Annotated in this window: 19 protein-coding genes and 2 pseudogenes; 9 read left to right on the top strand and 12 right to left on the bottom strand. The window is 72.0% G+C overall.

Annotation, left to right across the window (positions count from 1 at the left end; translation table 11 throughout):
- Positions 1-65 precede the first annotated feature (65 nt).
- From AB5L52_RS09270 to AB5L52_RS09245, 6 genes and pseudogenes are all read left to right on the top strand, one after another.
- Positions 66-2,504, top strand: a complete 2,439-nt coding sequence (locus AB5L52_RS09270; protein WP_369363305.1) for an MFS transporter — start codon at positions 66-68, stop codon at positions 2,502-2,504.
- A 154-nt stretch (positions 2,505-2,658) separates the two neighbouring features.
- Positions 2,659-5,115: a SpoIIE family protein phosphatase gene (locus AB5L52_RS09265; protein WP_369363303.1), complete on the top strand. Its 2,457-nt coding sequence runs from the start codon at positions 2,659-2,661 to the stop codon at positions 5,113-5,115.
- Between the two features lie 142 nt (positions 5,116-5,257).
- Positions 5,258-5,977, top strand: a complete 720-nt coding sequence (locus AB5L52_RS09260) for a class I SAM-dependent methyltransferase (RefSeq protein ID WP_369363301.1) — start codon at positions 5,258-5,260, stop codon at positions 5,975-5,977.
- 401 nt (positions 5,978-6,378) lie between these two features.
- A complete protein-coding gene (locus AB5L52_RS09255) occupies positions 6,379-9,261 on the top strand; it encodes a helix-turn-helix domain-containing protein (RefSeq protein ID WP_369363299.1) in 2,883 nt (960 codons plus the stop codon).
- A 3-nt stretch (positions 9,262-9,264) separates the two neighbouring features.
- Positions 9,265-9,360: pseudogene (locus AB5L52_RS09250) on the top strand (WD40 repeat domain-containing protein); the annotation flags it as partial.
- 207 nt (positions 9,361-9,567) lie between these two features.
- Positions 9,568-10,158 (top strand): WD40 repeat domain-containing protein, encoded by a 591-nt coding sequence (locus AB5L52_RS09245; RefSeq protein ID WP_369368838.1) that lies wholly within the window; start codon positions 9,568-9,570, stop codon positions 10,156-10,158.
- A 92-nt stretch (positions 10,159-10,250) separates the two neighbouring features.
- Here AB5L52_RS09245 and AB5L52_RS09240 read toward each other — a convergent pair whose 3' ends face one another.
- From AB5L52_RS09240 to AB5L52_RS09230, 3 genes are all read right to left on the bottom strand, one after another.
- On the bottom strand, positions 10,251-10,988 hold the full coding sequence (locus AB5L52_RS09240) for a polyprenol monophosphomannose synthase (RefSeq protein ID WP_369363297.1): 738 nt from the start codon (positions 10,986-10,988) through the stop codon (positions 10,251-10,253).
- Positions 10,989-11,061: 73 nt separating this feature from the next.
- Entirely contained in the window at positions 11,062-11,826 is a 765-nt protein-coding gene (locus AB5L52_RS09235) for a hypothetical protein (RefSeq protein WP_351570697.1), read from the bottom strand.
- On the bottom strand, positions 11,823-12,134 hold the full coding sequence (locus AB5L52_RS09230; protein WP_351026343.1) for a helix-turn-helix transcriptional regulator: 312 nt from the start codon (positions 12,132-12,134) through the stop codon (positions 11,823-11,825). Before AB5L52_RS09230 ends, AB5L52_RS09235 begins: the two co-directional genes overlap by 4 nt.
- Before the next feature lie 82 nt (positions 12,135-12,216).
- Between AB5L52_RS09230 and AB5L52_RS09225 the strand changes: the two genes are divergently transcribed.
- Entirely contained in the window at positions 12,217-13,242 is a 1,026-nt protein-coding gene (locus tag AB5L52_RS09225) for a hypothetical protein (protein ID WP_369363295.1), read from the top strand.
- Here AB5L52_RS09225 and AB5L52_RS09220 read toward each other — a convergent pair.
- The gene (locus tag AB5L52_RS09220; protein ID WP_369363293.1) at positions 13,151-13,540 is read right to left on the bottom strand and encodes a hypothetical protein; all 390 of its coding nucleotides are present in this window, start codon (positions 13,538-13,540) and stop codon (positions 13,151-13,153) included. The two genes, AB5L52_RS09225 and AB5L52_RS09220, sit on opposite strands and share 92 nt — an antisense overlap.
- Positions 13,541-13,651: 111 nt before the next feature.
- Between AB5L52_RS09220 and AB5L52_RS09215 the strand changes: the two are divergent.
- Positions 13,652-13,804, top strand: a pseudogene (locus tag AB5L52_RS09215) (4-hydroxy-2-oxovalerate aldolase); the annotation flags it as partial.
- A 2-nt stretch (positions 13,805-13,806) separates the two neighbouring features.
- On the opposite strand, the gene AB5L52_RS09210 reads toward AB5L52_RS09215, so the two are convergent.
- The 6 genes from AB5L52_RS09210 to AB5L52_RS09185 form a co-directional block, all read right to left on the bottom strand.
- A complete protein-coding gene (locus AB5L52_RS09210; protein WP_351026346.1) occupies positions 13,807-14,511 on the bottom strand; it encodes a hypothetical protein in 705 nt (234 codons plus the stop codon).
- Positions 14,512-14,583: 72 nt separating this feature from the next.
- Positions 14,584-14,931: a DoxX family protein gene (locus AB5L52_RS09205; protein ID WP_369363291.1), complete on the bottom strand. Its 348-nt coding sequence runs from the start codon at positions 14,929-14,931 to the stop codon at positions 14,584-14,586.
- Positions 14,928-16,961: an acetoacetate--CoA ligase gene (locus AB5L52_RS09200; protein ID WP_369363290.1), complete on the bottom strand. Its 2,034-nt coding sequence runs from the start codon at positions 16,959-16,961 to the stop codon at positions 14,928-14,930. The genes AB5L52_RS09205 and AB5L52_RS09200 overlap by 4 nt, the downstream gene beginning before the upstream one ends.
- Before the next feature lie 16 nt (positions 16,962-16,977).
- On the bottom strand, positions 16,978-18,582 hold the full coding sequence (locus AB5L52_RS09195) for a bifunctional 3-(3-hydroxy-phenyl)propionate/3-hydroxycinnamic acid hydroxylase (protein WP_369363288.1): 1,605 nt from the start codon (positions 18,580-18,582) through the stop codon (positions 16,978-16,980).
- Positions 18,579-19,517 (bottom strand): fumarylacetoacetate hydrolase family protein, encoded by a 939-nt coding sequence (locus tag AB5L52_RS09190; protein ID WP_369363286.1) that lies wholly within the window; start codon positions 19,515-19,517, stop codon positions 18,579-18,581. Before AB5L52_RS09190 ends, AB5L52_RS09195 begins: the two co-directional genes overlap by 4 nt.
- Positions 19,514-20,659 carry a VOC family protein gene (locus AB5L52_RS09185; protein ID WP_369363284.1) on the bottom strand — a complete coding sequence of 382 codons (1,146 nt, stop codon included), beginning with the start codon at positions 20,657-20,659 and terminating at the stop codon, positions 19,514-19,516. The genes AB5L52_RS09190 and AB5L52_RS09185 overlap by 4 nt, the downstream gene beginning before the upstream one ends.
- 138 nt (positions 20,660-20,797) lie before the next feature.
- On the opposite strand from AB5L52_RS09185, the gene AB5L52_RS09180 reads away from it, so the two are divergent.
- Positions 20,798-21,436 carry a TetR/AcrR family transcriptional regulator gene (locus AB5L52_RS09180; RefSeq protein WP_351766318.1) on the top strand — a complete coding sequence of 213 codons (639 nt, stop codon included), beginning with the start codon at positions 20,798-20,800 and terminating at the stop codon, positions 21,434-21,436.
- On the opposite strand, the gene AB5L52_RS09175 is transcribed toward AB5L52_RS09180, so the two are convergent.
- The gene (locus AB5L52_RS09175) at positions 21,402-22,052 is read right to left on the bottom strand and encodes a TetR/AcrR family transcriptional regulator (RefSeq protein ID WP_369363282.1); all 651 of its coding nucleotides are present in this window, start codon (positions 22,050-22,052) and stop codon (positions 21,402-21,404) included. The genes AB5L52_RS09180 and AB5L52_RS09175 overlap by 35 nt on opposite strands.
- Positions 22,053-22,160: 108 nt before the next feature.
- A complete protein-coding gene (locus AB5L52_RS09170) occupies positions 22,161-23,207 on the bottom strand; it encodes a zinc-binding dehydrogenase (RefSeq protein ID WP_369363280.1) in 1,047 nt (348 codons plus the stop codon).
- Positions 23,208-23,346 lie beyond the last annotated feature (139 nt).

Here is a 23,346-nt window from a genome sequence, read left to right as displayed (position 1 = left end):
CGGCAGTTGTTCGCAGTTGTCGCCTTGTGCGCGACATGTGACAGGTGCGACGAGGGGAGCGGTACGTGGGCGGGACGAGTCCGGTGACGTACGAGCCGGTCGCGACACCGGAGGCGGGGGAGGAGAACGCCCCGCGCGAGCGGACCGCCGCGGCACCACCCCCGTCCGCACCGGCCGCCCGGCTCGGCGCGCGCCGCGTGCGATGGGTGTTCTTCGGGCTGGTGCTCGCCCTGCTGCTCGCGGCCCTCGACCAGATGATCGTCGCGACCGCGCTGCCGAAGATCGTCGGCGAACTGCACGGCCTGGACCGGATGTCCTGGGCGATCACCGCCTATCTGCTCACCTCCACCATCGGCCTGCCCCTGTACGGCAAGCTCGGCGACCTCTTCGGCCGCAAGGGTGTCTTCCAGTTCGCCATCGCCGCCTTCGTCGTCGGCTCCGCGCTCGCCGGCCGGGCCCATTCCATGGACCAGCTGATCGCCTTCCGCGCGTTCCAGGGCGTCGGCGCCGGCGGCCTCATGATCGGTGTGCAGGCGATCATCGCCGACATCGTGCCGCCCCGCGAACGCGGCCGCTACATGGGCCTGATCGGCGCCGCCTTCGGTCTCGCCTCCGTCGCCGGGCCGCTGCTCGGCGGCTACTTCACCGACCACCTCTCCTGGCGCTGGTGCTTCTACGTCAACGTCCCCTTCGGCCTGGTCACCCTCGCCGTCGTCACCCTCGTCCTGAAGCTCCCCAAGCCCGCCACCCGCGGCCGCCGCGGGGGCTTCGACGTTCTCGGCGCGCTGCTGCTCGCCGCCGCCTCCACCTGTCTGGTGCTGCTGACCAGCTGGGGCGGCACCGAGTACGCCTGGGGCTCGCGGCAGATCACCGGCCTCGGCGCCGGTGCGTTCGCCGCCGTCGTCCTCTTCCTCGTCGCCGAGCGCTTCGCCGCCGAACCCCTCATCCCGCTCCGGCTGTTCCGCGACTCCGTCTTCAACGTCAGCGGCCTGGTGGGCCTCGTGATCGGCGTCGCCCTGTTCGGCGCCGCCAGCTATCTGCCGACCTTCCTGCAGATGGTCGACGGGGCCAGCGCCACCGAGTCCGGGCTGCTGATGCTGCCCATGATGGCCGGGATCGTCGGCGCCTCCATCGTCGGCGGGCAGCTCATCAGTCACACCGGCCGGTACAAGATCTACCCCGTGCTGGGCAGTGCCGTCTCCGCCGTCGGCATGTGGCTGCTGTCCCGCCTCGAAGCCGGCACGCCCCGGCTGCACTACAGCATCTGGATGGCCGTCCTCGGCGCCGGCATCGGCATGGTGATGCCCGTCCTCGTCCTCGCCGTGCAGAACTCCGTACGGCCCGCCGACCTCGGCACCGCCACCAGCGCCAACAACTACTTCCGGCAGATCGGCGGCAGCGTCGGGGCCGCGGTCTTCGGCACCCTCTTCGCGAACCGGCTCACCCATGCCCTGAGCAGGGAACTGCCGCCGCGCACCGGCGTCCGGCCGCCCGACCCCGAGTCCATCACCCCGCAGCTGGTCCACGCACTGCCCCCGGCCCTGCGCGACGCCTACATCCGCGCCTACGCCGACGCGATGCCCCGGATCTTCCTCTACCTCGTCCCGGTGCTCGTCCTCGGCCTGCTCCTCGCCTTCTTCCTCAAGGAGAAACCCCTGGTGTCCCACCACACCGCCGAAACCGGGTCCGGGGACGAGCCCGGGACCGTGAACGCGCCGGTTCCGCAGGCGCGTTCGCCGTACGCCGCCGGAATCCCCGTCTGCGGCACGGTGCAGCACCCCGACGGCACCGTGGTACCCCGCGCCGCACTCACCCTCATCGACATTTCCGGGCAGCAGATCGGGCGGGGCGCGAGCGGCGAGGACGGCCGGTACGCGCTCAGCACGCCCGGCTCCGGGGCGTACGTGCTGATCGCCGCCGCCGGCGGGCACCAGCCGCAGGCCGTCTCCGTCACCGTCGGCGAACGGCCCGTCGAACTCGACGTCGTCCTCGGCGGCGCCGGACACCTCGCCGGCAGCGTGCTGACCGCCGACGGCAGCCCCGTGCGCGACGCCACCGTCACCCTCACCAACGTGCACGGCGAGGTCGTCGCCACCACCCGCAGCGGCCGCGAGGGCGGCTACGTCATCACCGCACTGGTCGCCGGCGAGTACACCCTGGCCGCCAGCGCCCCCGCCTTCCGCCCCGCCGCGCTCCCGGTCACCGTGCAGGCCTCCCGGGAGACCCGGCAGAACGTGGAACTCGCGGGCGGCGCCGTGCTGCGGGGCACCGTCCGGGCGAACGGCGGACGGCCCGTGCAGGACGCGCGCGTGACGCTCCTGGACGCCGCGGGCAATGTCGTCGACACCCTCACCACGGGAGCGGACGGAGTCTTCCGGTTCGTCGACCTGTCCTCCGGCGAGTACACCGTCATCGCCGCGGGCTACCCGCCGGTCGCCACCGTGCTGCAGGTCGCGGGCGGCGGCCGTACCGAACGGGACCTGCAACTGGGCCACGAGGACTAGGGCCTTGGCGCCCGCGGGGCGCTGAGCTGCGGCTCGGTGCGATCCGGTGCAACCAATTCCAGGATTGCCACACATCGCGACCGGCCGCCGCCGTACCGTAGTTACGGGCGGCACAGATCGTTTGCGTAAAGCCGTGGGGAGAGAGGGCCTGGCCATGGACCGTGGCAGCGAGCGGGACACATCTCCCGGGCGCGACGACGGCGGTGCGGCGGCCGGCCGGATTCCACTGGCCGTGGTCGTCGTCGACCGCGACGGCCGGGTGTCCCACTGGAGCAGCGGCGCATGCCGGCTGTTCGGCGCGAGCAGGGAGGACGCCATCGGGCGTGCCGCGGCCGATCTGCTGCCGGTTTCCGGCGCCCTCCCCGAGGATCTGCAGGGCGACCGGATGCCGGACGCCTACGAGGTGCACGACGGACTCGGGCCCGACCTGGAGGCCTCGCTCGGCGGCCACACGGCCTACGCTGGCGCCGGCCGCGCCCGCCTCGTCCCGCACGGACAGGAGCCCGACGGCGAGCGCCTCGACGTGCTCTGGTGGGCCTACCCGCTGGTCGGTCCCGGCCCGTCCCGGCTGCTCGTGCTCGCCGCCGATGCCACCCGGCTGCGCGACGAACGCGGCTACGACGACGAGACCGCCGAACGCATCTCGCCCGGCTTCGCCCGCCACACCGAACTGCCCGCCTCCGGCGAACTGGCACGCCGGCTGCCCGAGATCCTGCCCAACATGGGCCCCGGCCCGAGCGGCCGCATCGTCTCCCAGGTGCTCGAACTGGGCTATCCCGTCCTGGAGTTCAGCCAGTTCGACCGGGTGCCCGTCACCCCGTACTGGGGCGTGCCCCGCCGCCCGGGCCGCAGGCCGGCCGAGCCCGTCGTCGTACCGCAGCAGCGCTCCGCTCCGCCCCTCGTCCCGGTCGGTGCCGAGCAGGACCTGGAGTACGCCGCGGTGCGCGAGCGGCTGGAGTTCCTCAACGAGGTCAGCTCCGGCATCGGCTCCTCCCTCGACCTCGGCGCGACCATCCGCGAGGTCACCAGTGCCGCCGTACCCCGGTTCGCGGACTTCGCCGGCACCCATCTGCGCGCCGCCGTCCTCGCCGGCGAGGGCTTCCCGGACGGACCGCCGGACGCCAGCACCGTGATGTTCCGGGTGTGGGTCGAGCACAACGACGAACCGGGCCGCTGGGACGACACCGTGCCCGTCGGCGAGGCCTTCGCCTTCCCCGAACACACCCCGTTCTACAAGTGCATGGTCACCGGTGAACCGGTCCTCGTCCCGCGGGTCACCGAGGAGCTGAGCGAGCGCATCTCCGGCGAGTTCGAGAAGCGCGACCTCAGGCCGCTCATCGGCGGCCGCTCCCTGCTGATCGTCCCGCTCAAGGCGCGCAACGTCGTCCTCGGCTTCATGGTGCTGATGCGCCGGCCCGACCGGCCGCAGTTCGACGACATGGACCGCACCACCGGCGCCGAACTCGCCGCCCGCGCGGGCCTCGTGCTCGACAACGCCCGTATGTACACCTACCAGGAGAACGTCGCCGACACCCTGCAGGACAGCATGCTCCCGCAGGTCACCCCGCGGATGGCCGGCTGCGACGTCGCCACCCGCTATCTGCCGGGCACCCGGCTCGGCCGGATCGGCGGCGACTGGTTCGACACCGTCAAACTGCCCGGCTCGCGCACCGCCCTCGTGGTCGGTGACGTCATGGGCCACGGCCTCAACTCGGCCGCCATGATGGGCCAGTTGCGCACGGCCGTACAGACCATGGCCGCCATGGAGACTCCGCCCGCCCAGCTGCTGCGCAACCTCGACGACCTGGCCCGCCGGCTCGGCGACACCTACCTCGCCACCTGTCTGTACGCGGTCTACGACCCGATCCGCGGCGAACTGCACCTCGCCAACGCCGGACACATCCCGCCCGTGCTGGTCCGCGCCGAGGACGGCAGCAGCGAGCTCCTGGAGCTGCCCACCGGCGCCCCCATCGGAGTCGGCGGCGTCCCGTTCGAGACCACCCGGCTCAAGGTCGCGCCCGGCGACCGGCTGGTGCTGTGCACCGACGGCCTGGTCGAGGTGCGCGGCTCCGACATCGGCGAGGGCCTCGCCGCGCTCTGCGAATCCGCCGCACACCCCGCCGCCTCCATGGACGACGCCTGCGACACCATCATCCGCGCCCTGAACACCCACGGCGGCCGCAAGGACGACGTCGCCCTGCTCATGGCCCGCCTCAACGGCATCCCCGACGACCATGTCGCCGAATGGCGGCTCGACGCCGACCCGCGCGAGGTCGCCCGAGCCCGCCGCCTGGTCCGCGCACGGCTGCGGCAATGGGGTCTGCCGCAGGCCGTGGAGACCGCCGAACTGCTGGTCAGCGAGGTCGTCACCAACGCCGTACGGCACGCCGTGAGTGAGCCGGTCGGGCTGCGCGTGGTCCGCACCGACGCGCTGCTGTTCGAGGTCACCGACGACGAACCCGGACTGCCCGCCATGCTGAGCGCCGGCCCCTACGACGAGTCGGGCCGCGGGCTGCGCGTGGTCAGCCGGCTGGCCCGGGAATGGGGCGCCAGCGCCACCGGCCACCGTAAGACCGTCTGGTTCGAACAGGCCGTCGCCGGACGGGGATGACCAAGGGGGCGTGCGGGCTGCCGGTGTACGCCCCCTGAGTTGACCGCCGTCCGTACATCCAGTGAAGGTGGCCGCCCGCCCCTTGCCTCGCCCGAGGCCCCCGCGATATCCCGATCACGGAACCGAACCGTGGGGAGAGCGCATGAACGTCTCGGACAAGTACCGCAGCAACTGGGAGAGTTACTGGAGAGAGACCTCCGACAGCGAGGGCGAGGCGATCTGGGACTGCGATCCCGCTCTCTCCGCCGAGCCGCACAGCGCCCTGCTCCTGCCCCACGCGGACCCCGCGCGCACCATCGTCGACCTCGGCTGCGGCAACGGTACCCAGACCCGCTACCTCGCCACCCGGTTCGCCCGCGCCGTCGGCGTCGACCTCTCGCACGCCGCCGTCGAGCACGCCCGCCGTGCCACGCCGGACGACTCGGTGGAGTACCAGCAGCTCGACCTCACGGACAGGGACGCCGTACGCGCCCTGCACGAGCGGCTCGGTGACACCAACGTCTATATGCGCGCCGTCATTCACCAGAGTGAACCCGAGGCGCGGCCCGCGGTCGCCGCCGCCGTCGCCGAGCTCATCGGCAGCGCGGGCCGCGCATTCGTCGTCGAACTCACCTCCGGCTCCCGGGAGGTGCTGCGGCGCGCCGCGTCCCAGCCGAGCGGCCCGGGACCCAAGCTGCAGCGCGTCTTCCACCACGGGCTCAAGCCCGCCGACGCCGACGACACGGAGATCCCGCGCGCGCTCGCCGAGGCCGGTCTGAAGGTCCTCGCCGACGGCGAAACGACCCTGCCGCAGACCGAGTTTCTCACCGACGGCACCCGAATCGACCTGCCGGCCCGGTGGTTCGTGCTAGCCGGCGCATAGGCCGACCCGAGAGGTCACCCGGGGTGGCACCGCTTCCCGGTGAGTACAAGCACCGCGCGGGCGTCGTCGGGGCGCTCACCGGGAAGCGGCGGAGTCCCCCCGATACCTCGCCTACCTCGTCCGAGTGACTGCGGGGCGTTCTGACCCCACCTCGTCCGTGGTGCGCGATTCTCGTCCCTGGCGGGGTTCCTTCTGTGTGTGGGGGAGTCATGGAGGCATGCCTGCGCAGCAGGTCGGCGCGGGTGCGGATCTCGTTGCCGTTGCGGAACCACTCCTGGTTGATGCCGCCGTCGCAGTCCCGCATGCTGACCGAGCCCAGGTCACCCTGACGGAAGGTGTAGTTGGACCTGAGCAGCGGTGCTGCGGCGTGTGCCGGTGAACCCGTCAACGTAAGGAAGGCCATGCCACGCGCCGAACGCCCGCTCGACCCGGACGCCGGTCCGCTGACGAGGTTCGCTGCCGACCTGCGGAGGCTGCGCGAGGCGGCGGGACGGCCGTCCTGTCGGGCACTGGCCAAGAGGGCACACTATTCGTCCACGACGCTGTCGGACGCCGCGGGCGGGCGCACGTTCCCGAGCCTGAGCGTCACGCTGGCGTACGTCGAGGCATGTCAGGGCGACTGCCGTGCATGGGAAGCCCGATGGCACGCGGTCGCCGCCGAGATGGCCGCCGGCGCACCTGCCGACGAGCCCGGGGAAGCCGGGCCGCAGGGCGCACCGTACGCCGGGCTGTCGGCGTTCCAGCCGGAGGACGCCGACCGCTTCTTCGGGCGCGAGAGGCTGACCGGCGAGGTGTTGGCGAAGGTGCGTGACCGTCGGTTCCTGGCGGTCTTCGGGCCGTCCGGATCGGGGAAGTCCTCGCTGCTGCGGGCGGGGCTCGTCGCGCGCGTACGGGCAGCGGGGTGGCCGGTGTTGCTCTTCACACCGGGGCCCCACCCCGTGGAGGAGTGCGCGATCCGCCTGGCCGCGGCGACGGGAGAGGCCCCCGGCGCGCTGATGACCGAGCTGCGCGACGATCCCGCGACGCTGCACCTGCGGATCCGGCAGGCCGTGATCGACCGCCCGCCGGACAACGACACGCTGATCGTGGCCGACCAGTTCGAGGAGGTCTTCACCCTCTGCCGGGACCGGGACGAACGGGACGCGTTCCTCTCCCTGCTGATCGCCGCCACCACCGCGACGACCAGCCGGACCCGGGTGGTACTCGGTGTGCGCGCCGACTTCTACGGCCACTGCGTCCAGGAGCCCCTGCTGGTCGAGGCGATGCGCGACGCGCAGCTCGCGGTCGGTCCGATGAGCAGCCAGGAGCTGCGCGAGGCCATCACCCGGCCGGCCCTGCTCGCCGGCTGCACGGTGACCGGCCCGCTGCTGGCGGCCGTGGTCGCGGACACGACCGGTCAGCCGGGCGCGTTGCCCCTGGTCTCCCACGCGATGGTCGAGACCTGGCGCCGCCGCAGCGGCAGCCGCCTCACCCTGGACGGGTACCTGGCGGCCGGCGGGATCCAGCACGCTCTCGCGCAGACCGCCGAGGCCGCCCACCGGGCGTTGTCGCCGGGGCAGCAGGACCTCGCCCGCTCGCTGTTCCTCCGGCTGACCGCGCTGGGCGTCGGCACCGAGGACACCAGACGCCGGATCACCAGGGACGAGCTGGACCCGGGCCCCGACACGGCCTTCGTGCTCGAATCCCTCGCCCGGCAACGGCTGGTGACGCTGGACGAGGAGTGCGTCGAGATCACCCACGAGGCGGTCATCCGGTGCTGGCCGAGGCTGCGCGGCCGGCTGACCGAGGACCGGGACCGGCTGCTCCTGCACCGGCAGCTCACCGAGGCGACCGCAGGCTGGGAGGCGCAGGACCGCGACCCGCACGCCCTGTACCGGGGTGCCCGCCTCGCCGCGGCACTGGACCTCGCCGCCGCGGACGCCGGCCGGCTGACGTCCGGGGAGCGGTGCTTCCTCGACGCGAGCAGAGAGGCACAGGACGCCGAGACGGCGGCGGTCAGACGGCGGACGGTCCGCCTGCGGCAGCTGGTCACGCTGCTCACCGTGCTGGTGGTCATCGCGGCCACCGCGGGCGTGCTGGCCGTCGGCTCGCGCAGCTCCGCCATCCGGCAGCGCAACGTGGCCATCGCGCGGAAGGCCGCCGCGGACGCGGCGGAGGTGCGGCAGGAGAACCCCGCGCTCGCCGCGCAGCTGAACCTGGCCGCGTACCGGCTGGCGGGCACCGACGACGTCCGCGCTCAGCTGATGAGCACGTTCGCGACGCCGTACACGAGCCGGCTCACCGGCCACACCTCCGACGTGGTCTCGATCTCCTTCGCTCCGCAGAACACCGTGCTGGCCACCGCGAGTTGGGACCGCACGGTCCGGCTGTGGGACGTCGAGGACGCCCACCACCCCGTCCAGCTGGCGGTCCTGTACCAGCCCTGGCGGATGCTGGCGGTCGCGTTCGGGCAGCGCGGCCGTGTCCTGGCGGCGGTGAGCGAACGATCGGTGCGGCTGTGGGACGTGGCGAACCGGCGAGCGCCGATCGAGCTGAGCACCCTGCCGGATCAGCCGGCCGCGCCGACGTGGGTGGCGTTCCGGCCCGCCGGCGACGTCATGGCCACCGGCCACACCGACGGCACGACGCGGCTGTGGGATGTGCGCGATTCCCGGCAGCCGTCGCTGCTGGCCACCCTGCCCGGACACAGCGACGCGGTCACGTCGGTGGCGTTCAGCCCGGACGGCCACACGCTGGCGACCACCGGCGACACCACCGCCGGGCTGTGGGACGCCACCGACCCCGCGCGTCCGCGCCACCTCGACGTGCTGCGCGGCCACACCGACACGGTGACCTCGGTGGCGTTCAGCCCGGACGGCCGGACCGTGGCGACCGGCAGCTGGGATCACACCGCACGGATCTGGGACATCGGCAGCGGCCCGCGGACGCGGCCGGCGGCCGTCCTGCTCGGCCATCCCACGATCGTCTGGTCGGTGGCGTTCGCCCCTGACAGCCGGACGCTCGTCTCGGTCGGCGGGTCCACTCTGCTCTGGGACGTCACCGACCCGGCACACCCGAAGCGCGTCAGCGCGATTCCGGGTGGGGCCTACCAGGCCGCGTTCAGCCCGGACAGCCGCGTGCTCGCCGACTCCGACCGGCTGCTGGACCTGCGGGACCTGTCGCTCGGGACCCACGACGACGTGGTCACGTCCGTGGCGTTCGCCCCTGGCGGCCACCTGCTCGCCAGCGCCAGCTGGGACGGCACCGCACGGCTGTGGCAGGTCACCGGCGGCCGGGCCCTGTGACCGCTGGCGGTCCTGCGCGGGCACACCAGGTTCGTCCGGTCCGTGGCGTTCGGCCCGGACGGCCGTACCCTCGTCACGGCCGGCGAGGACACCACCGTCCGCGTCTGGGACGTGACCGATCCACGAAGACCGCGGCTCACCTCGCTCCTTGCCCACCACGCCGGCGAAGTCGCCGGGGCCGGCTTCGGCCCGGACGGCCACCTGCTGGCCGTGTGGGCGCAGCACGCGGCCGGACTGTGGGACCTGACCGATCCCGCCCGTCCCCGGCCGCTGAGCCGGATCGCCGAGGGCGGGCCGGCCATCACGATGGCGTCGTTCCCGCCGGACGGCCGCACGCTGGTGACGAGCACCGGCGAGTCCGGCTCGCTGCGATTCTGGGACATCGGCGATCCGCGCAGCCCCCGGGAACTGCCGTCCCCGTTCCGGTCCGACCCGCTGACCAACGGCATGTTCAGCCCCGACGACCGGAGCCTGGCCGCCGTCCACCGGACGGACCGGACGGTCTGGCTGATCGACGTCGGCGACCTGCGTCGCCCGGCGAAGGTGATGCGGCTACGGGCGTCCGGCTCCTGGCTCTACGCGCTGGCCTTCTCCACGGACGGCCGCCGGCTGGCAGCCGGCGCCGCCGACGGCAAGATCCTGCTGTGGGACGTGAGCGGCCCGGCTGCTCCCGCTGTCCTCACCGGCCCTGCGAATCCGGTACCGGCGGTGGCGTTCGGCCCGCACGGCAACACCCTGGCCACCGGCGGCAACGACTACACGATCCGGCTGTGGGACACCGGCCTGGACAGGGTCGCCGCCCGCATCTGCGACAGCGCGTACCCGCTGATCACCAGAGCCGAATGGGCACGGTACTTCCCGGCGGTCGACTTCACTCCGCCGTGCCCCGCCACCTGACATCGGTCGCCCCCCACCCGAGCGCGACTCCCGGAGTCATGTGTGCCGCATCCGCAGCCATGTGTGCCGAATCCGCGGCGCACCACGAGGTCTCAGCTCGGCGTCCTGCCGAAGCGCAGCTTCCACGGGGTGAGCGCGGATTCGAGCTGTACCGCCAGGCTCATCTTCGATGCTCCTCGCGTGCGTTCCTCGAACCTGATGGGCACTTCGAGGATGGTCAGCCCCCGCTTGACGGTGCGGTGGTTCATCTCGACCTGGAAGGAGTACCCGTTGCTGCGGATCGACGGCAGGTCGATCGCGCGGAGCGTCTCGGCTCGCCATGCCTTGAATCCGGCGGTGGCGTCCTTCACCCGCAGCCGCAGGATCGCGTTGACGTAGATGTTGGCCCAGGCGGACAGGGCCTTGCGGTGCCACGGCCAATCGGTGGCGGTCGAACCACCTGCCACATAGCGGGAGCCGAGTACGACGGCGGCGTTCGTCAGCAGCAGAGTGTCGACCATGGCCGGGATCGCCGAGGGCGGGTGCGAGAGATCGGCGTCCATCTGGATCACCACGTCGGCGCCTTCGTCCAGCGCGCGGGTCATTCCGGCGAGATAGGCGCGGCCGAGCCCGTCCTTGGTGCCGCGGTGCAGCACGCCGACGGTGTCCGGTGCCTCGCCGGCGAGACGGTCGGCGACCTCGCCCGTGCCGTCGGGTGAGTTGTCGTCGACCACGAGGAGGCGCAGGTTCGGCACCGGCAGGTCCGCGAGCAGGCCGGCCAGAACGGGTAGGTTGTCGCGCTCGTTGTAGGTCGGCACGACGACAACGACCTGCGGGGATGAGACGGTCATCGAAAGTTCCCTCTGCGATGCCTCGGATGATGGTGATGGACGGCGACGCCCGACCATGCGCTTCTGCTGGGGGCTATGCCCGCTTGCGCCGCAGGTCGTGGCCGGCGCTGATCGCCGCGGCGGCCAGGATGCTCAGTGCCAGGGTCTCGGCGAGGGAGCCGGGGCGGGGGACGGTCCGGACGACGGCGAGGAGGTTCTGGCTCGCGGCGAGGGCCAGTCCCGCCCCGATGAACTGGAGAGCCGTGGACAGGCGACGCGTCGTCGGCAGGGCGGCGGTCCGGGCCACGCGGGCGACGAGGGCGCACAGACGGAACGCGGCGAATCCGAGCGTGAGCCAGTAGGCGAGGACCATGGCGGCGTCGGCGGCACCTGTGACGTGTTCGGCAGTGCCGCTCCATGCCATCAGGCACATGGCCAGGAACGCGGCGGCCGGGGCCGCCAGGGCGCGGACCGCGGCAGAGGCCAGGCGGCGGAGTGCGTCGCCGCGTAGCGGGGGAAGCGGTGCGGCGAGGCCGATGCCGAGCAGGAGCGGGGCAAGCCACAGGCTGGTGGCCGGGTGGTGGACGTCGGCCGTCAGCGTGGTGGAGGGTTCGGCCGAGCGCAGCAGCAGCCCGGTGGCCGCGGTGAGCGCGAACAGGGCGACGGTCAGGACGCGGCGGGTCTGGCCGGTGAAGGACTCGGGCCAGTCGCCGGGGTGGAGCCAGAGCCGTGCGGCACCGGCGAGGGTGTCGGGCCAGGAGCGGATGCCCGATGCGGACACCTCGTGGCTGATGTCCTCGCCCCAGCGCTCGCGTACCGCCGGCGGGTAGAGCCGGGTCAGGAGCGTGGCCGCGTTCACGCCGGGGTGATTCCGAGCGCGCGCAGACCGGCGGCGGAGATGCGGGCCATCTGCTGGAGTTCGGTGCGCAGTTGGTCGCGGCCGGTGTCGGTGATCCGCATCGTGCGGTGGCGTTCCTGGGCGTCGGCCGCCTCGTCCGCGGGCCGGATCAGCTCGCGCGCCTCCAGCCGGGACAGCGCTCCGTAGAGGCTGCCGGGGCCGAGCCGGCGGCCGGTGAGTTCCTCGATCGCGGTGTTGATGGCGTATCCGTGCAGCGGGCCGTCGGCGAGGACGGTGAGCACGAGCATCTGGGCGTCGTTGCTGTGCATGAGTCTCTTTGCCTCCTGCCCCGCATACTACGAGCCGCGATACTACTTGTCACGTAGTACGAGGTGCGTACTATTGCCCCTCATGGAACCTACGGAGGAGAACGGCCGGGCGTCCTCGGCCGTGGTCCGAGTGAACCTTGGTGTCGCCGCCGTGTTCGAGGCGTGGACGGTGCTGGCGACCCAGGACAAGACGGTCAGGGCGGCGAGCCCGTGGCAGGACGACCCCTACGACGTGGTGGTGTCCCTGACGCAGTTCACGGCGCCGATGCTCGCGCTGGTGATCGGGTTACGACTGCTCGCCTGGCAGGCGCCGGGCGGCGCGGACCGGGCGCGGCAGACGGTGCGTGCGGCGGGGGTGATGACCGCGCTGGTCGGGCTCACGCTGACGTCCGAATGGGCCGCGGTCGTCGCCCGTACGCCTTCCTCGTTCTCGGGATGGACATCGGTGCTGATCAGCGGGCTGGTCGTCAACTCCGTACTCACCGTGGCGGCAGCGGTGCCGCTCGTGCGCCGCCGTCGGTGGCCCGGCGCGTCCCGCGTCCCGCGGCACGACTGGCTGGACGACGCCGTCTTCGTCTGCCGGCGGATTCCAGTGGTACGGCGCTGGGCCGGTGCGGACGCCGTGGAGTGGGTGCGTCGCCGGGCGATGACGGTGTTCGTCGCGCTGAGCGCGCTGGCGGCGGCGGGCATCACCGGCGCCCAGGCCATCGGCGAACACTGGACGGATCCACTGCTCATCGCCTGGATGCTGATCGTCGTGGGGACCTGCAAACTCGCGTTCTGCGTGATCAGCAACGCGGTCGCCGGGTTCGTCGCCCGGTCGCCGCGCACCCGGCTCCGCCGCATCGCCGAGGCGTCGGTGGTCGCCGGCTGCGTCGCGATCAGTGTCGCGACGGCGTTCCGCGACGCCCTGTGGCCGGTGTTCGGGACGGGACCACTGACGTCCGTTCCGGCCCTGGCCGCCCTCACGCTCGGCGCCGGTCCGGCCACTTCCGTGATCACGGCGGCTCTCCTGTTCACGCGCCTCCCTCAGGGCCCTTCCGGACCGCGCCGCCACCCCTTCGGCGCGACCGGCATCCACCTTCGACGACCGGGTACGCACCGGTGAAAGGCGTGACGAGGGGAACGTCCACAGTGCGGGAACAGGCAGCGCCGAGGCCCGGCGAGGTGCCGCCGTACTGGTCTCCAGCCACCGGCTCGCCGAGGACGATGACGGCGCTGGTCGGGGTGACCGCCTCGGCGAGCGTCTCCAGGTCGGTGCCGGGTCCGCAGCCGAGGTCGAGCACCCGGTGCCCGGCTCGTACCGCGAGTGCGCCGAGCATGCGCTGTTTGTAGGAGCGGCCGAGATCGCTCGTGGCGAGCCGGTCGAGGTGGGCGACGGAATCGGGTGCGGCCGTCTCGAACACGGATGACGTTCGGATTGATCGTTTTGGGTGTCAGGGAGATGTCGTGTTGAAGCGGGTGTTCGTCGCGCCGGATCCGGGGCGGCTGAGGTTGCGCAGTGCTGCGCGGGCGGTTTCCTCCGGCACGCCGTTGCCACGGCGCGCCGTCACGGCCTGGACACCCGGGCGATCCCTGTCGAAGCCGGCCGGCGCAGGATGGTCGGCGGCCGGGCGGACATGATCACGGACATTGCGCTCGACCTCGCGGCGGCCGGTTGCGTCGACTGATATCAGCGGCTCGTGTCGGCGTCACCTTCGTCATTCGGAGGGTCTTCCTGTCTCCTGCCGCCCGGAGGGGAGTCGTCCCCGTGCTCTTCCAGCAGCTCGAGAAGCGCGGCGTCCGCTCTCCTCTGGTCTTCCTTCGTCAGCTCGACCGGTGCGTTGTTGTAAACGGTGTAGTGACCTGGATCGATGATGTTGGCGGCCCTCAAGATGAACGTCAGCAGGGGGCGCCACCCCTTGCGGTGGCCGACCCGCACCTGTATCTGGGCCTTGTAGTCACGGGCCTCCGGGAGGAATCCGGAAAACGGTGCCTCGAACTCGAGGAAAAGCTGTTGCGCTTCTCTGCCGGGGACGACGAATCCGGCGGGCAGCTTCGCCTCCTCGTCCGGCCCCGGTTGGAGCCGGGACGGCGAGGACACCCACAGGAGTGGCAGATGAGAGGCGGGCTCATCGGGGAAGGTCAGGATGAGGTCCTGCACGACGATCGGTTGGGGACCGGTGTTGTGCAGGACGAGCGGCAGTCGTAGGCGTGCCGTGGAACCGTGGACGATCGCCGCGAAGGAATGAGGTTCCCACGCCTGCAGGCGTCCCTGTCGGGCGTTGAGCCACCAGAACGACGCGACGGTGAAGAGCAGTGCGCAGGCTGATACCACACTGGCGCCGGTAAGCGATGAGGACGCGATCTGATCCGCCGCGACCATCAGCGGAACCACAGATTCAGTCTGCCAGCCCCGCCGTGGGCTCGCTAACAGGACGAGTGGAGGCCGACAATCCCCCGGAACGGGTCAGAGGCCGGCGAGGAGTACGAGATACCAGGCGACCAAAGCAGCGCATGTCACCGCGGGGAGGAGTTTGGTCAGCCCGTCGCCCTTGCGTACGTGCGTGGTCACGGCACCGGCGAGCAGCATCAGCAGCGCGATACCGGCCAGGCCGCCGCACAGCGGTACGACCGGGCCGAGGGCCACGCCGATGGCGCCCGCCAGCTCCGGCGTGCCGATGACCCGGTAGGCCGCGGTGGTGAAGCCGGCGTGGGCGGCCGGCTCGGGCATCGGACCCAGGGCCAGGATCTTGGCCGCGCCCAGCAGGGCGAAGATCAACGCGATGAGACAGGTCAGCGAGGCGGAGAGGATCACGAGACGCCTTCGGGGGTGTGCGGGCGGCGGGCCTGGCGGCGTTCGGCGCCCAGGCCGGCGAAGTAGGCGATCAGGTCGGGGTTGTCGACCGCGGAGGGGTTGAGGACTTGGTCGGCGGGGGTGCCTTGGAGGAGGCGCTTGACCGGGACCTCGAGCTTCTTGCCGGTCTTCGTGTGCGGGATGGCCGGCACGGCGAGGATCTCGTCGGGGACGTGGCGGGGTGAGGCGCCGGTGCGGATCGCGTCGCGGATCTTCTCGCACAGGGACTCGTCCAGACCGACCCCGTCGGCGAGGACCACGAAGAGCGGCATCCAGTAGCCGCCGTCGGGTTCCTCCGCACCGATGACGAGGGCCTCGGCGATCTCAGGGAGGCGTTCGACGATGTCGTGGATGTCGGCGCTGCCCAGGCGGACGCCGTTGCGGTTGAGCGTGGCGTCGGAGCGGCCGTGCACGATCACCGAGCCGTGGGAGGTGAGAGTGATCCAGTCCCCGTGCCGCCACACGCCCGGGTAGGCGGTGAAGTAGGTGTCGCGGTAGCGGCTGCCGTCGGGGTCGTTCCAGAAGTACAGCGGCATCGACGGCATGGGCCGGGTGACGACCAGTTCGCCGACCTGGTCGACGACCGGCCGTCCCGCGCCGTCGTACGCCGCGAGCGCCACCCCGAGGTTGGGAGCCGACAGTTCACCCGCCCACACCGGGGTGGTGGGGGCGCTGCCGGCGAAGCCGGAGACGACGTCCGTGCCGCCGCTGGTGGAGGCCAGCTGGATGCCGGCGCCGACGTGGTCGCGGACCCAGGGGTAGGCGGAGGCGGGCAGGGCGGAGCCGGTGCAGCCGATGACGCGGACGGCCGAAAGGTCGTGCGCGGCGGGGTCGACGCCGAGCTTGGCCATGGCCAGCAGGTACTGGGGGCTGGTGCCGAAGACGGTGACCTTGTGGCGGGCCGCCAGCTCCCACAGGACGTCCGGGTGCGCCACCGGCGCGGGGCTGCCGTCGTAGGTGCAGGTGGTGGCGCCGGTCAGCAGGGTGGAGACGACGAGGTTCCACATCATCCAGTGGGTGGTGGTGTACCACAGCAGGCGGTCGCCGGGACCGAGGTCGGAGTGCAGGCCGAGGGTCTTGAGGTGTTCGAGCAGGACGCCTCCGTGGCCGTGGACGATGCCCTTGGGTAGGCCGGTGGTGCCGGAGGAGAAGACGATCCACAGCGGGTGGTCGAACGGAACCGGGGCGATGGCGAGGTCCTCGGTGCGGGTGGCCGCGTCCTCCCAGGGAACCGTCAGTCGCGCGGCCCGGGTCGGGGGCCACGCATGGCCCAGGTGATCCACGAGGACCGTGGCCTTGAGCGTGGGAAGGGCGGCGGCGAGGTCGAGGGAGGCGGCGCGGCGGTCGTGGCGGGTGCCGTTGAAGAGGTAGCCGTCCGCGGTGATGAGCACCGTGGGTTCGAGCTGGGCGAAGCGGTCGGCTGCGGCCTCGGGCGCGTAGTCCTGGCCGCACACCGACCACACCGCGCCCAGGGTGGCGGTGGCGAGGAAGGCGATGACGGCGTGGGGCGTGTTGGGCAGGTAGCCGACCACCCGGTCGCCCTGTCCGACGCCCAGGTCGCGCAGGGTGGCGGCGACGGAGGCGACCTGGGCGCGCAGCTCCCGGCCCGTGATCTCGTAGGCGGCTCCGGTCTCGTCCAGCGCGGTGATCGCGAGCGCCTCCGGGTCCAGGTTGCGCAGCGCGTGGTGGGCGTAGTTGAGGGAGGCGCCCGGGAACCAGCGCGCACCCGGCATGGTCTCATCGGCCAGCACCCGCTCGTACGGAGTGGTGGCGTCGATGTCGAAGTACTCCCACACCGCGGCCCAGAATCCTTCCAGGTCCGTGACGGACCAGTGGTGCAGGGCCTGGTAGTCGGTGGGGTCCTGGATCGTTTCGGCGCCCTGGTGCCGGGCGGTCCAGCGGGCAAAGTCCGCGATGCGGCTGCCGGCGGCCGCTTGGGGGTCGGGCGGCAGGAAGGGCTCCGGACACGGCGTGGAGTGCGGGGTGGTCATGGTGTGGTGTTCCTCGTCAGGGTGCGGGCCGGGCTTCGGCGCGGCGGGCCGTGTGTAGCAGGGGAGCCCAGGCGGCGGCGTCGGTGAAGTCGCCGGTGCCGGTGGGGACGGTGTCCATCACGACGCGGTCGGGTCGCAACAGGACCGCGTCCGCCCGGCCGCGCGCCAGCCAGGCCGCCAGCGTGCCGTCGTCGTCCAGGTCGCCGACATGGATCACGGATGCGCCCAGGGCCGTGGCCACGCCCGTCATCCGTGCCGTGGGCGGCAGGGCGGTCAGCACGGCGAAGGAGTCCCCGAGTATGTCGTCGAGGCGCTCTCGCCTGCCGTCGACGATCACCCAGGGTTGCGGGCAGAAGGTGCCGGCCAGTGAGCGGCCGGTCAGTCGGGGGCGGCGTCGTACCAGCGGATTGGCGGTCAGTGCGGGGCTGAGGTCGCGGCTCACCGCCGCGGTCACACCGGGGATGCGGCAGGCCGCGCCCACCACGGCCCGGCGGATGGCCGCACCGCGGTCCTGTCCACCGGTCATGGCCCAGCCGACGGCGACCGCGACACGGATCACGTGGCGGGCGTGCGGCTTGCGCTCCTGCTGGTAGGTGTCCAGCAGTCGGTCGTCTGCGCCCTGCTGAAGGACGCGGGCGAGTTTCCAGGTGAGGTTGCGGGCGTCGCGCAGGCCCGCGCACAGGCCCTGCCCGATGAAGGGCGGGGTGAGGTGGGCCGCGTCACCCATCAGGAAGACGCGTCCACGGCGCCACCGGTTGGCGAGGCGGGCCCGGAAGGTGTAGTGCGCCTGCCGGATCACCTTGAAGTCGTCGCCTCCGCCCCCGTGGGCAGCGGACGGCAGGTCGACCCAGGGGGCGACCAGCTCGTGCAGCTGCTCCAGCCCTTCCGGGCCGTCCAAGGACTCGCCCTCGGCCAGCCGGAACTCCCAGCGGTAGCGGTCCTCGCCGACGCGCATGAAGGTGGCCGGGCGGGTGGGACAGCAGATCTGCTCGGCGCCGTCCCAGGTGCGCACCGGGAGGCTGGTGCGCACGTCGATGACCCGCCAGCTCTCCTCGAAATGCAGGTCCTCCCACACGGCGCCGATGGCATCGCGGGTGATGCTGCCCGCGCCGTCGCAGCCGAGGACGGCGTCGGCCCACACGTGCTCGTCCTCGACGCTGCCGTCGCGGCGGAAGGTGACCCGGACCGGAGCCGTTCCGTCGGTGTCCTGGCTGACGGACACGACCTCCACCCCGCCCCGCAGCTCGCACTCGGGGCGACGGGCCAGGGCGTCGCGCAGCAGCCGTTCCAGCTCTGGCTGGTCGAACATGCTGGTCTGCGGGAAGCCGTGGTGGCCGTGCAGGGACCGTGGGAACTCGGCGATCACGCGGCGCCGGGCGTCCAGCAGCCGCAACCCGGGCGCCGGCCTGGCGAGGGTGGCGAACTCCTCGTGGACGCCGATACTCTGCAGGATCCGGCGAACCTCGTCGTCCACGACGACGGCGCGCGGCAGGGGGTAAACGTCCCGGTGGCGTTCGAGGAGCAGGCTGGGCACTCCGTGCCGGGCGAGCAGGAGCGCGGCCGTGACCCCGACGGGGCCCGCGCCGATGATCACTACCGGTCTCCGGGATGCGGCGCTCACGTCGCGTCCGCCACAGCGGTCCGCTGCTCGCCCAGGTCGATCCGCCCGTCGGGGGTGGCGATCGAGGCGGTGACGAGGTCACCGTCGCGCAGATACCGGGGGTTCTTGGCCTGGCCGTTGAAGAACGCCTTCCACTTCAGCGCGGGCGGCAGCAGCGCGGCGATCTTCTCGACCGGCTTGGGCGGGGCCTTCAGAGCCGTGCCGCCGGGCGTACCGGTCAGCAGCAGGTCGCCCGGGTCGAGGGTCTGGAAGCGGGCGAGCAGGGTGAGCGCCTGCGCGGGCCGCACGATCATGTCGGCCAGGGTGCGGTCCTGACGCGTTACACCGTTCACCGACAGCCGCAGTCGCAGGTCGATCAGACGGTCGAAGTCCTCCGGCTCCAGCAGGGCCAGGTACGGACCCGTCGGCGTGAAGGTCGGGTAGGACTTGCTCTCGTAGAACTGGGTCTTGGTCAGCTGGACGTCGCGGGCGCTGACGTCGTTGGTGAGGACGAGCCCGGCGACGTACGAAGGAAGGTCCTGCTCCTCCACCACCGTGCCCACCGGGAGCGTCGCGCCCATGACGAGGCCGAGTTCGACTTCGTAGTCGAGGAAGTTCACGTGCGTGGGACGGACGATCGTGTCGTGCGGGCCGCTGACCGAGCCGGACGCCTTGCGGAAGAAGGTGGGCGGGATGTCGCCCGTGAAGCCCGAATCCTTGGCGTGGCTGCGGTAGTTGACCATTTGGGCGACCACCCGGCAGGGGGTGGTGACCGGGGGCAGCGCCACCAGGTCGGCGACGGGTGTGCCGCGCTCGCCGGAGGCGGCGGCCTCCTGCACGGCGGCCCGGTCGGCGAGCAGTTCGGCGGTGGTGACCGCCTTGGTCTCGATGCGGACGGCGCGCTCGTTTCGGACGGCCCACCAGCCGTCGGGGGTGCGCAGCACGTTGGTGCTCATGAGCTCATCGCTTTCATCAGGCCCAGCAGGCGTGCGGGGTCGAGTTCGTTGTCGTCGCGCAGGGCCGTCATGACCTCGCGGAGCTTGGCGGGGGAGGGGCTGGTGCCCAGGAAGTCGCGGGTGACGGGCGGCCCCCACTGGGCCAGGCCGCTCGCCGACATCGGTGCCCATCCGGGTTCGAGGTCGCAGGAGAACAGGTCGCCGTCGGCGAAGTGCTCCAGCATGAAGCGGTCGGGGTCGCGCCAGTAGTCGAAGAGCTGGCTGCCCTGGATGTGCCGGCCGATCCCCCAGCTGCGCTGGTAGCCGCGCTCGGCCAGGTACTCCCCGCCGGCGGCGATCGCGTCGAGGTCGGTGACCTGGTAGGCGGAGTGGACGTAGCCGGTGCCCGGCCCGAGGTGCAGGGCGAGGGTGTGGTGGTCCACGGGCAGGCTGCCCTGGTCGCAGCGGATGAACGCCATGGTCGGTCCGCGCCGGCGCTGCCCGTCCAGGAACAGGAAGTCGGACACGATCATGCCGAGGGTGTCCAGGTACCAGTCCAGGGTGCGGGTGAACGTCCGCGTCTCCAGGACCACATGGCCCAGGCGCTGGATGCGGGACGGCTCGCGGGGCGGGCGCTGGGTGGTGTTCGTACGACGGCCTTCGATGCCGGTGTTGAGGGGCAGCGGCTGCTGCCCGGGAAGCGCGGGAAGCGGTTCGGCGCAGTGCACCACCCGGACCGGGAGTCCCGAGGGATCGAACAGGGCGACCGACCGGCCGCCGCCGGGGACGTCGATGTCCCGGACGGTGTGGCCGACGGCGGCGGCCAGCCGGTCCACATCGGCCCGCTCGGCCGCGCGGAACGCCGGTCCGAGGAAGCGGGAGGCGCTCCCGCGCCGGATGACCATGCAGGGTGAGCCCGCGAACGTGCCGCGCAGCCACAGTTCGTGCTGGGTGCGGGCGGCGATCGCGAAGCCGAAGTCGCGGGCGAACACCTCGGCCCGGTCCAGGTCGGGCTTCTCGAACTCCAGCCAGGCCAGATCCGCCACTTTGATCACGGGATTCCGGGCTCGTCCGGGGTGTTCACCGCGTAGGGCGCCCTGCTCACTGTGGAGGTCTTGGTGGGGCGTCAGAGGACCGCCCTTGTCAACGGGGATGTGGGACATGGTGTCCTCCAAGCAACACTGCCGTAATGAGGAAATCATCAACTCTGCCGTTTCTCGTCGTCAATAGGTGCAGCCCAAATAATTGAGGATCTCATCAGTAATGGCAGTGTCATCGTTGCGGCGGCTACACTGGACCGTATGCCGACGTCAGCCCCGCCCAAGAACCGCTTCGAGCGACGCCGTGCCGAGACCCGCCAGGCGCTCGTCCGCGCGGCCCGGCAGATCCTCGCGGAAACCGGGGACACGAGCGCAAGCATCCAGGCCATCGCCGAGCGCGCCGATGTCGGCTTCGGGTCCTTCTACAACCACTTCGAGTCGAAGACGGAGCTGTTCGACGCGGCGGTGACGGACGCCCTGGAGGAGTTCGGGCAGGTCATCGACGAGCGCGTGGAAGGCATCGACGACCCGGCCGAGCTGGTCGCGGCCGGCTTCCGGCTCACCGCCCGGATGGCCGACTCCCACCCGGAACTCATGCGCATCCTGCGCGACCGCGGCCTGGCCCACATCCACTCCGACAGCGGCCTCGCCCCACGCGCCCTGCGCGACCTGGAGATCGGCATCGCCTCGGGCCGTTTCACCTGCGGCAACGCGACCACTGCCCTGTCGGCCCTGGGCGGCACCCTGCTGTCCCTGGTGGCTCTCCGGCTGGACCGCCCGGACCTCGACGGCGACGAGGCCGCCTCCGACCTGGCCGAGATGGTCCTGCGCATGCTCGGCCTCGCTGCGGACGACGCCCACGAGGTCACCCGTCGCCCGCTGCCCGATCTCGCCCGATGACCTCCTGCACCTGAAGCGCGGCCCTCTGTGGTGCTACGCCGGCGGCGACGAGGAACGCGGTTGCTGCGGCCTCACCAGTGGGGTCCGCCCACGGGCATGCGGCGTTCTCCTCGGCGAGGGCCAGCATGAGTGCCTCCAGTGCCTGGGCGAGCACGGGTGCTGGAAGGTGGTCCGCGAAGACGCCTTCGCGCTGACCGCGCCGTAGGGTTGCGACGGCTTCTGCGCGGGCCGGTGCCAGGGTGGTGCGGATCTCGTCCTCTTCCAGATGGCGTCGTCCCACGGTGATGAGCACGCGGTAGTGGTCGCCCACCGTCCATGCCGCCAGCACCATCCGTGTCATCGCCTCGACCGGGTCGGCATCCGCGGTACGGGCTCTGGCGAACGCCTGCCGGAGTTCATGGCCTGCTTCCTGCGTCAGGTCGGCGATCAGCGCATGCCGGCTGGGGAAGTGTCCGTAGAGGGTGCGCCGGGCGACGCCGGCCGCCTGAGAGATGCTGTCGAGACTCGCGTCCGGGTTTTCCCGCAGTTTCTGCCGGGCGGTCGCGAGGATGCGTCGGCGGTTGGAGTGCGCATCCTTGCGCCGCACAGTACGGCCCGGGGTGTCGGTCGTCTGCATGGTTCTTTCTCTCCACGGTTGCCGGAAAGCCGTGGGCGCCGCTGCTCCCTCACGCACCGGCGCCCACTCACCCCTGCCCAGGGTGGCTTGTCGTCCTGCTGACGGGCGTCAGGGGACGAGGATGAGGCGGATCGGGTCGCCGATCTTGTTCTCCAGTCGGTGGACGGCGTCGGCGGCCTCGACGAGCGGGATGTGGTCGGTGATGGAGGGGGCCAGGTCGAGGCGGCCGGCCGCGGTCAGCTGCACCAGCTCGGAGACGGACTCGGGGAAGCCGCCGTAGTGGCCGCGCACCTGCTTCTGCAGGTAGTTGAAGGTCAGGCCCTCGGTGATGGTCAGCGGCCGGGGTGTGATGCCCACCAGGATCAGGGAGCCGCCCAGGCCGAGCACGGAGGCGGCCTGGTCGCGGACGGCGGGGACGCCGGCGCAGTCGAAGGCGAAGTCGAGGCCGCGTCCGCCGGTGGCTGCGCGGACCTGGTCGGCGAAGTCGGGGGCTGCCGGGTCGAGCGCGAGGTCCGCGCCGAAGGCCAGGGCGCGCTCGCGGGCGCTGGGCAGCGGGTCGACGGCGATGATCGGGGCGGCGCCGACCAGGCGGGCGAGGCGTACGTTGTGCGCGCCGACTCCGCCGACTCCCCAGACGCCGACGGACTGGGCGGCACGGACGCCCGCGGTGGCGACGACGGCGGCGTAGGGGGTGGAGACCGCGTCGGGGATGATCGCGGCCTGGTCGAAGGGGAGGCTGTCGGGGATGGGGATGAGGGTGTCCTCGCGGGCGATGACGTACTCGGCCCAGCCGCCGTCGTAGTCGATGCCGGCAGTGAGCATCTGGGTGCAGGGGCGGTGGCGCACGCAGCCGGCGCACGTGCCGCAGGTCTTGCCGGCCTCCAGGGTGACGCGGGCGCCGACGGGCAGGCCGCGCTTGAGGTCGGGGCCGAGCGTGTGGATCACCCCGGAGACCTCGTGGCCGACGGTGACCGTGTCGGAGGTGGCGAACAGCGGGACCAGGGAGCCGTCGAGCAGGTGGACGTCGGAGAGGCAGACGCCTGCGGCCTTGACCTCGATGAGGACCTCGCCCGGGCCCGGCACGGGGATCGGGACCTCTTCCACGGCGAACTTCTTGCTGTCCAGGTGGAAGCGTCCGGCGAGCATGGTGTCCATGGTGATCTGCTTTCTGTGAGCGGCACGGCCCGGTGGTTCGGGCCATGGGTGCCATGGGGTGTCTGAATGGCTGGTGGGGCCGGGAGGCGTGCGGGGGAGGCAGGACGTCCGCACGCCTCCCGGCGGCTGGGGGTCAGCG

The sequence above is a fragment of the Streptomyces sp. CG4 genome (assembly GCF_041080655.1).
In the GTDB taxonomy this organism is placed as follows: Bacteria; Actinomycetota; Actinomycetes; order Streptomycetales; family Streptomycetaceae; genus Streptomyces.
The sequence above is the reverse complement of the archived record's forward strand: the minus strand, read 5'-3'. Positions and strand labels throughout refer to the sequence as shown.

Excerpts from the sequence above, each read along its gene's own strand:
- AB5L52_RS09245 (WP_369368838.1), top strand. The coding sequence starts at position 9,568 with ATGGCGTCGTTCCCGCCGGACGGCCGCACGCTGGTGACGAGCACCGGC.
- AB5L52_RS09190 (WP_369363286.1), bottom strand. The coding sequence starts at position 19,517 with ATGAGCACCAACGTGCTGCGCACCCCCGACGGCTGGTGGGCCGTCCGA.
- AB5L52_RS09225 (WP_369363295.1), top strand. The coding sequence starts at position 12,217 with ATGGAACCTACGGAGGAGAACGGCCGGGCGTCCTCGGCCGTGGTCCGA.
- AB5L52_RS09175 (WP_369363282.1), bottom strand. The coding sequence starts at position 22,052 with ATGCAGACGACCGACACCCCGGGCCGTACTGTGCGGCGCAAGGATGCG.
- AB5L52_RS09255 (WP_369363299.1), top strand. The coding sequence starts at position 6,379 with ATGCCACGCGCCGAACGCCCGCTCGACCCGGACGCCGGTCCGCTGACG.
- AB5L52_RS09170 (WP_369363280.1), bottom strand. The coding sequence starts at position 23,207 with ATGGACACCATGCTCGCCGGACGCTTCCACCTGGACAGCAAGAAGTTC.
- AB5L52_RS09265 (WP_369363303.1), top strand. The coding sequence starts at position 2,659 with ATGGACCGTGGCAGCGAGCGGGACACATCTCCCGGGCGCGACGACGGC.
- AB5L52_RS09230 (WP_351026343.1), bottom strand. The coding sequence starts at position 12,134 with ATGCACAGCAACGACGCCCAGATGCTCGTGCTCACCGTCCTCGCCGAC.
- AB5L52_RS09180 (WP_351766318.1), top strand. The coding sequence starts at position 20,798 with ATGCCGACGTCAGCCCCGCCCAAGAACCGCTTCGAGCGACGCCGTGCC.
- AB5L52_RS09185 (WP_369363284.1), bottom strand. The coding sequence starts at position 20,659 with ATGTCCCACATCCCCGTTGACAAGGGCGGTCCTCTGACGCCCCACCAA.
- AB5L52_RS09260 (WP_369363301.1), top strand. The coding sequence starts at position 5,258 with ATGAACGTCTCGGACAAGTACCGCAGCAACTGGGAGAGTTACTGGAGA.
- AB5L52_RS09200 (WP_369363290.1), bottom strand. The coding sequence starts at position 16,961 with ATGACCACCCCGCACTCCACGCCGTGTCCGGAGCCCTTCCTGCCGCCC.
- AB5L52_RS09240 (WP_369363297.1), bottom strand. The coding sequence starts at position 10,988 with ATGACCGTCTCATCCCCGCAGGTCGTTGTCGTCGTGCCGACCTACAAC.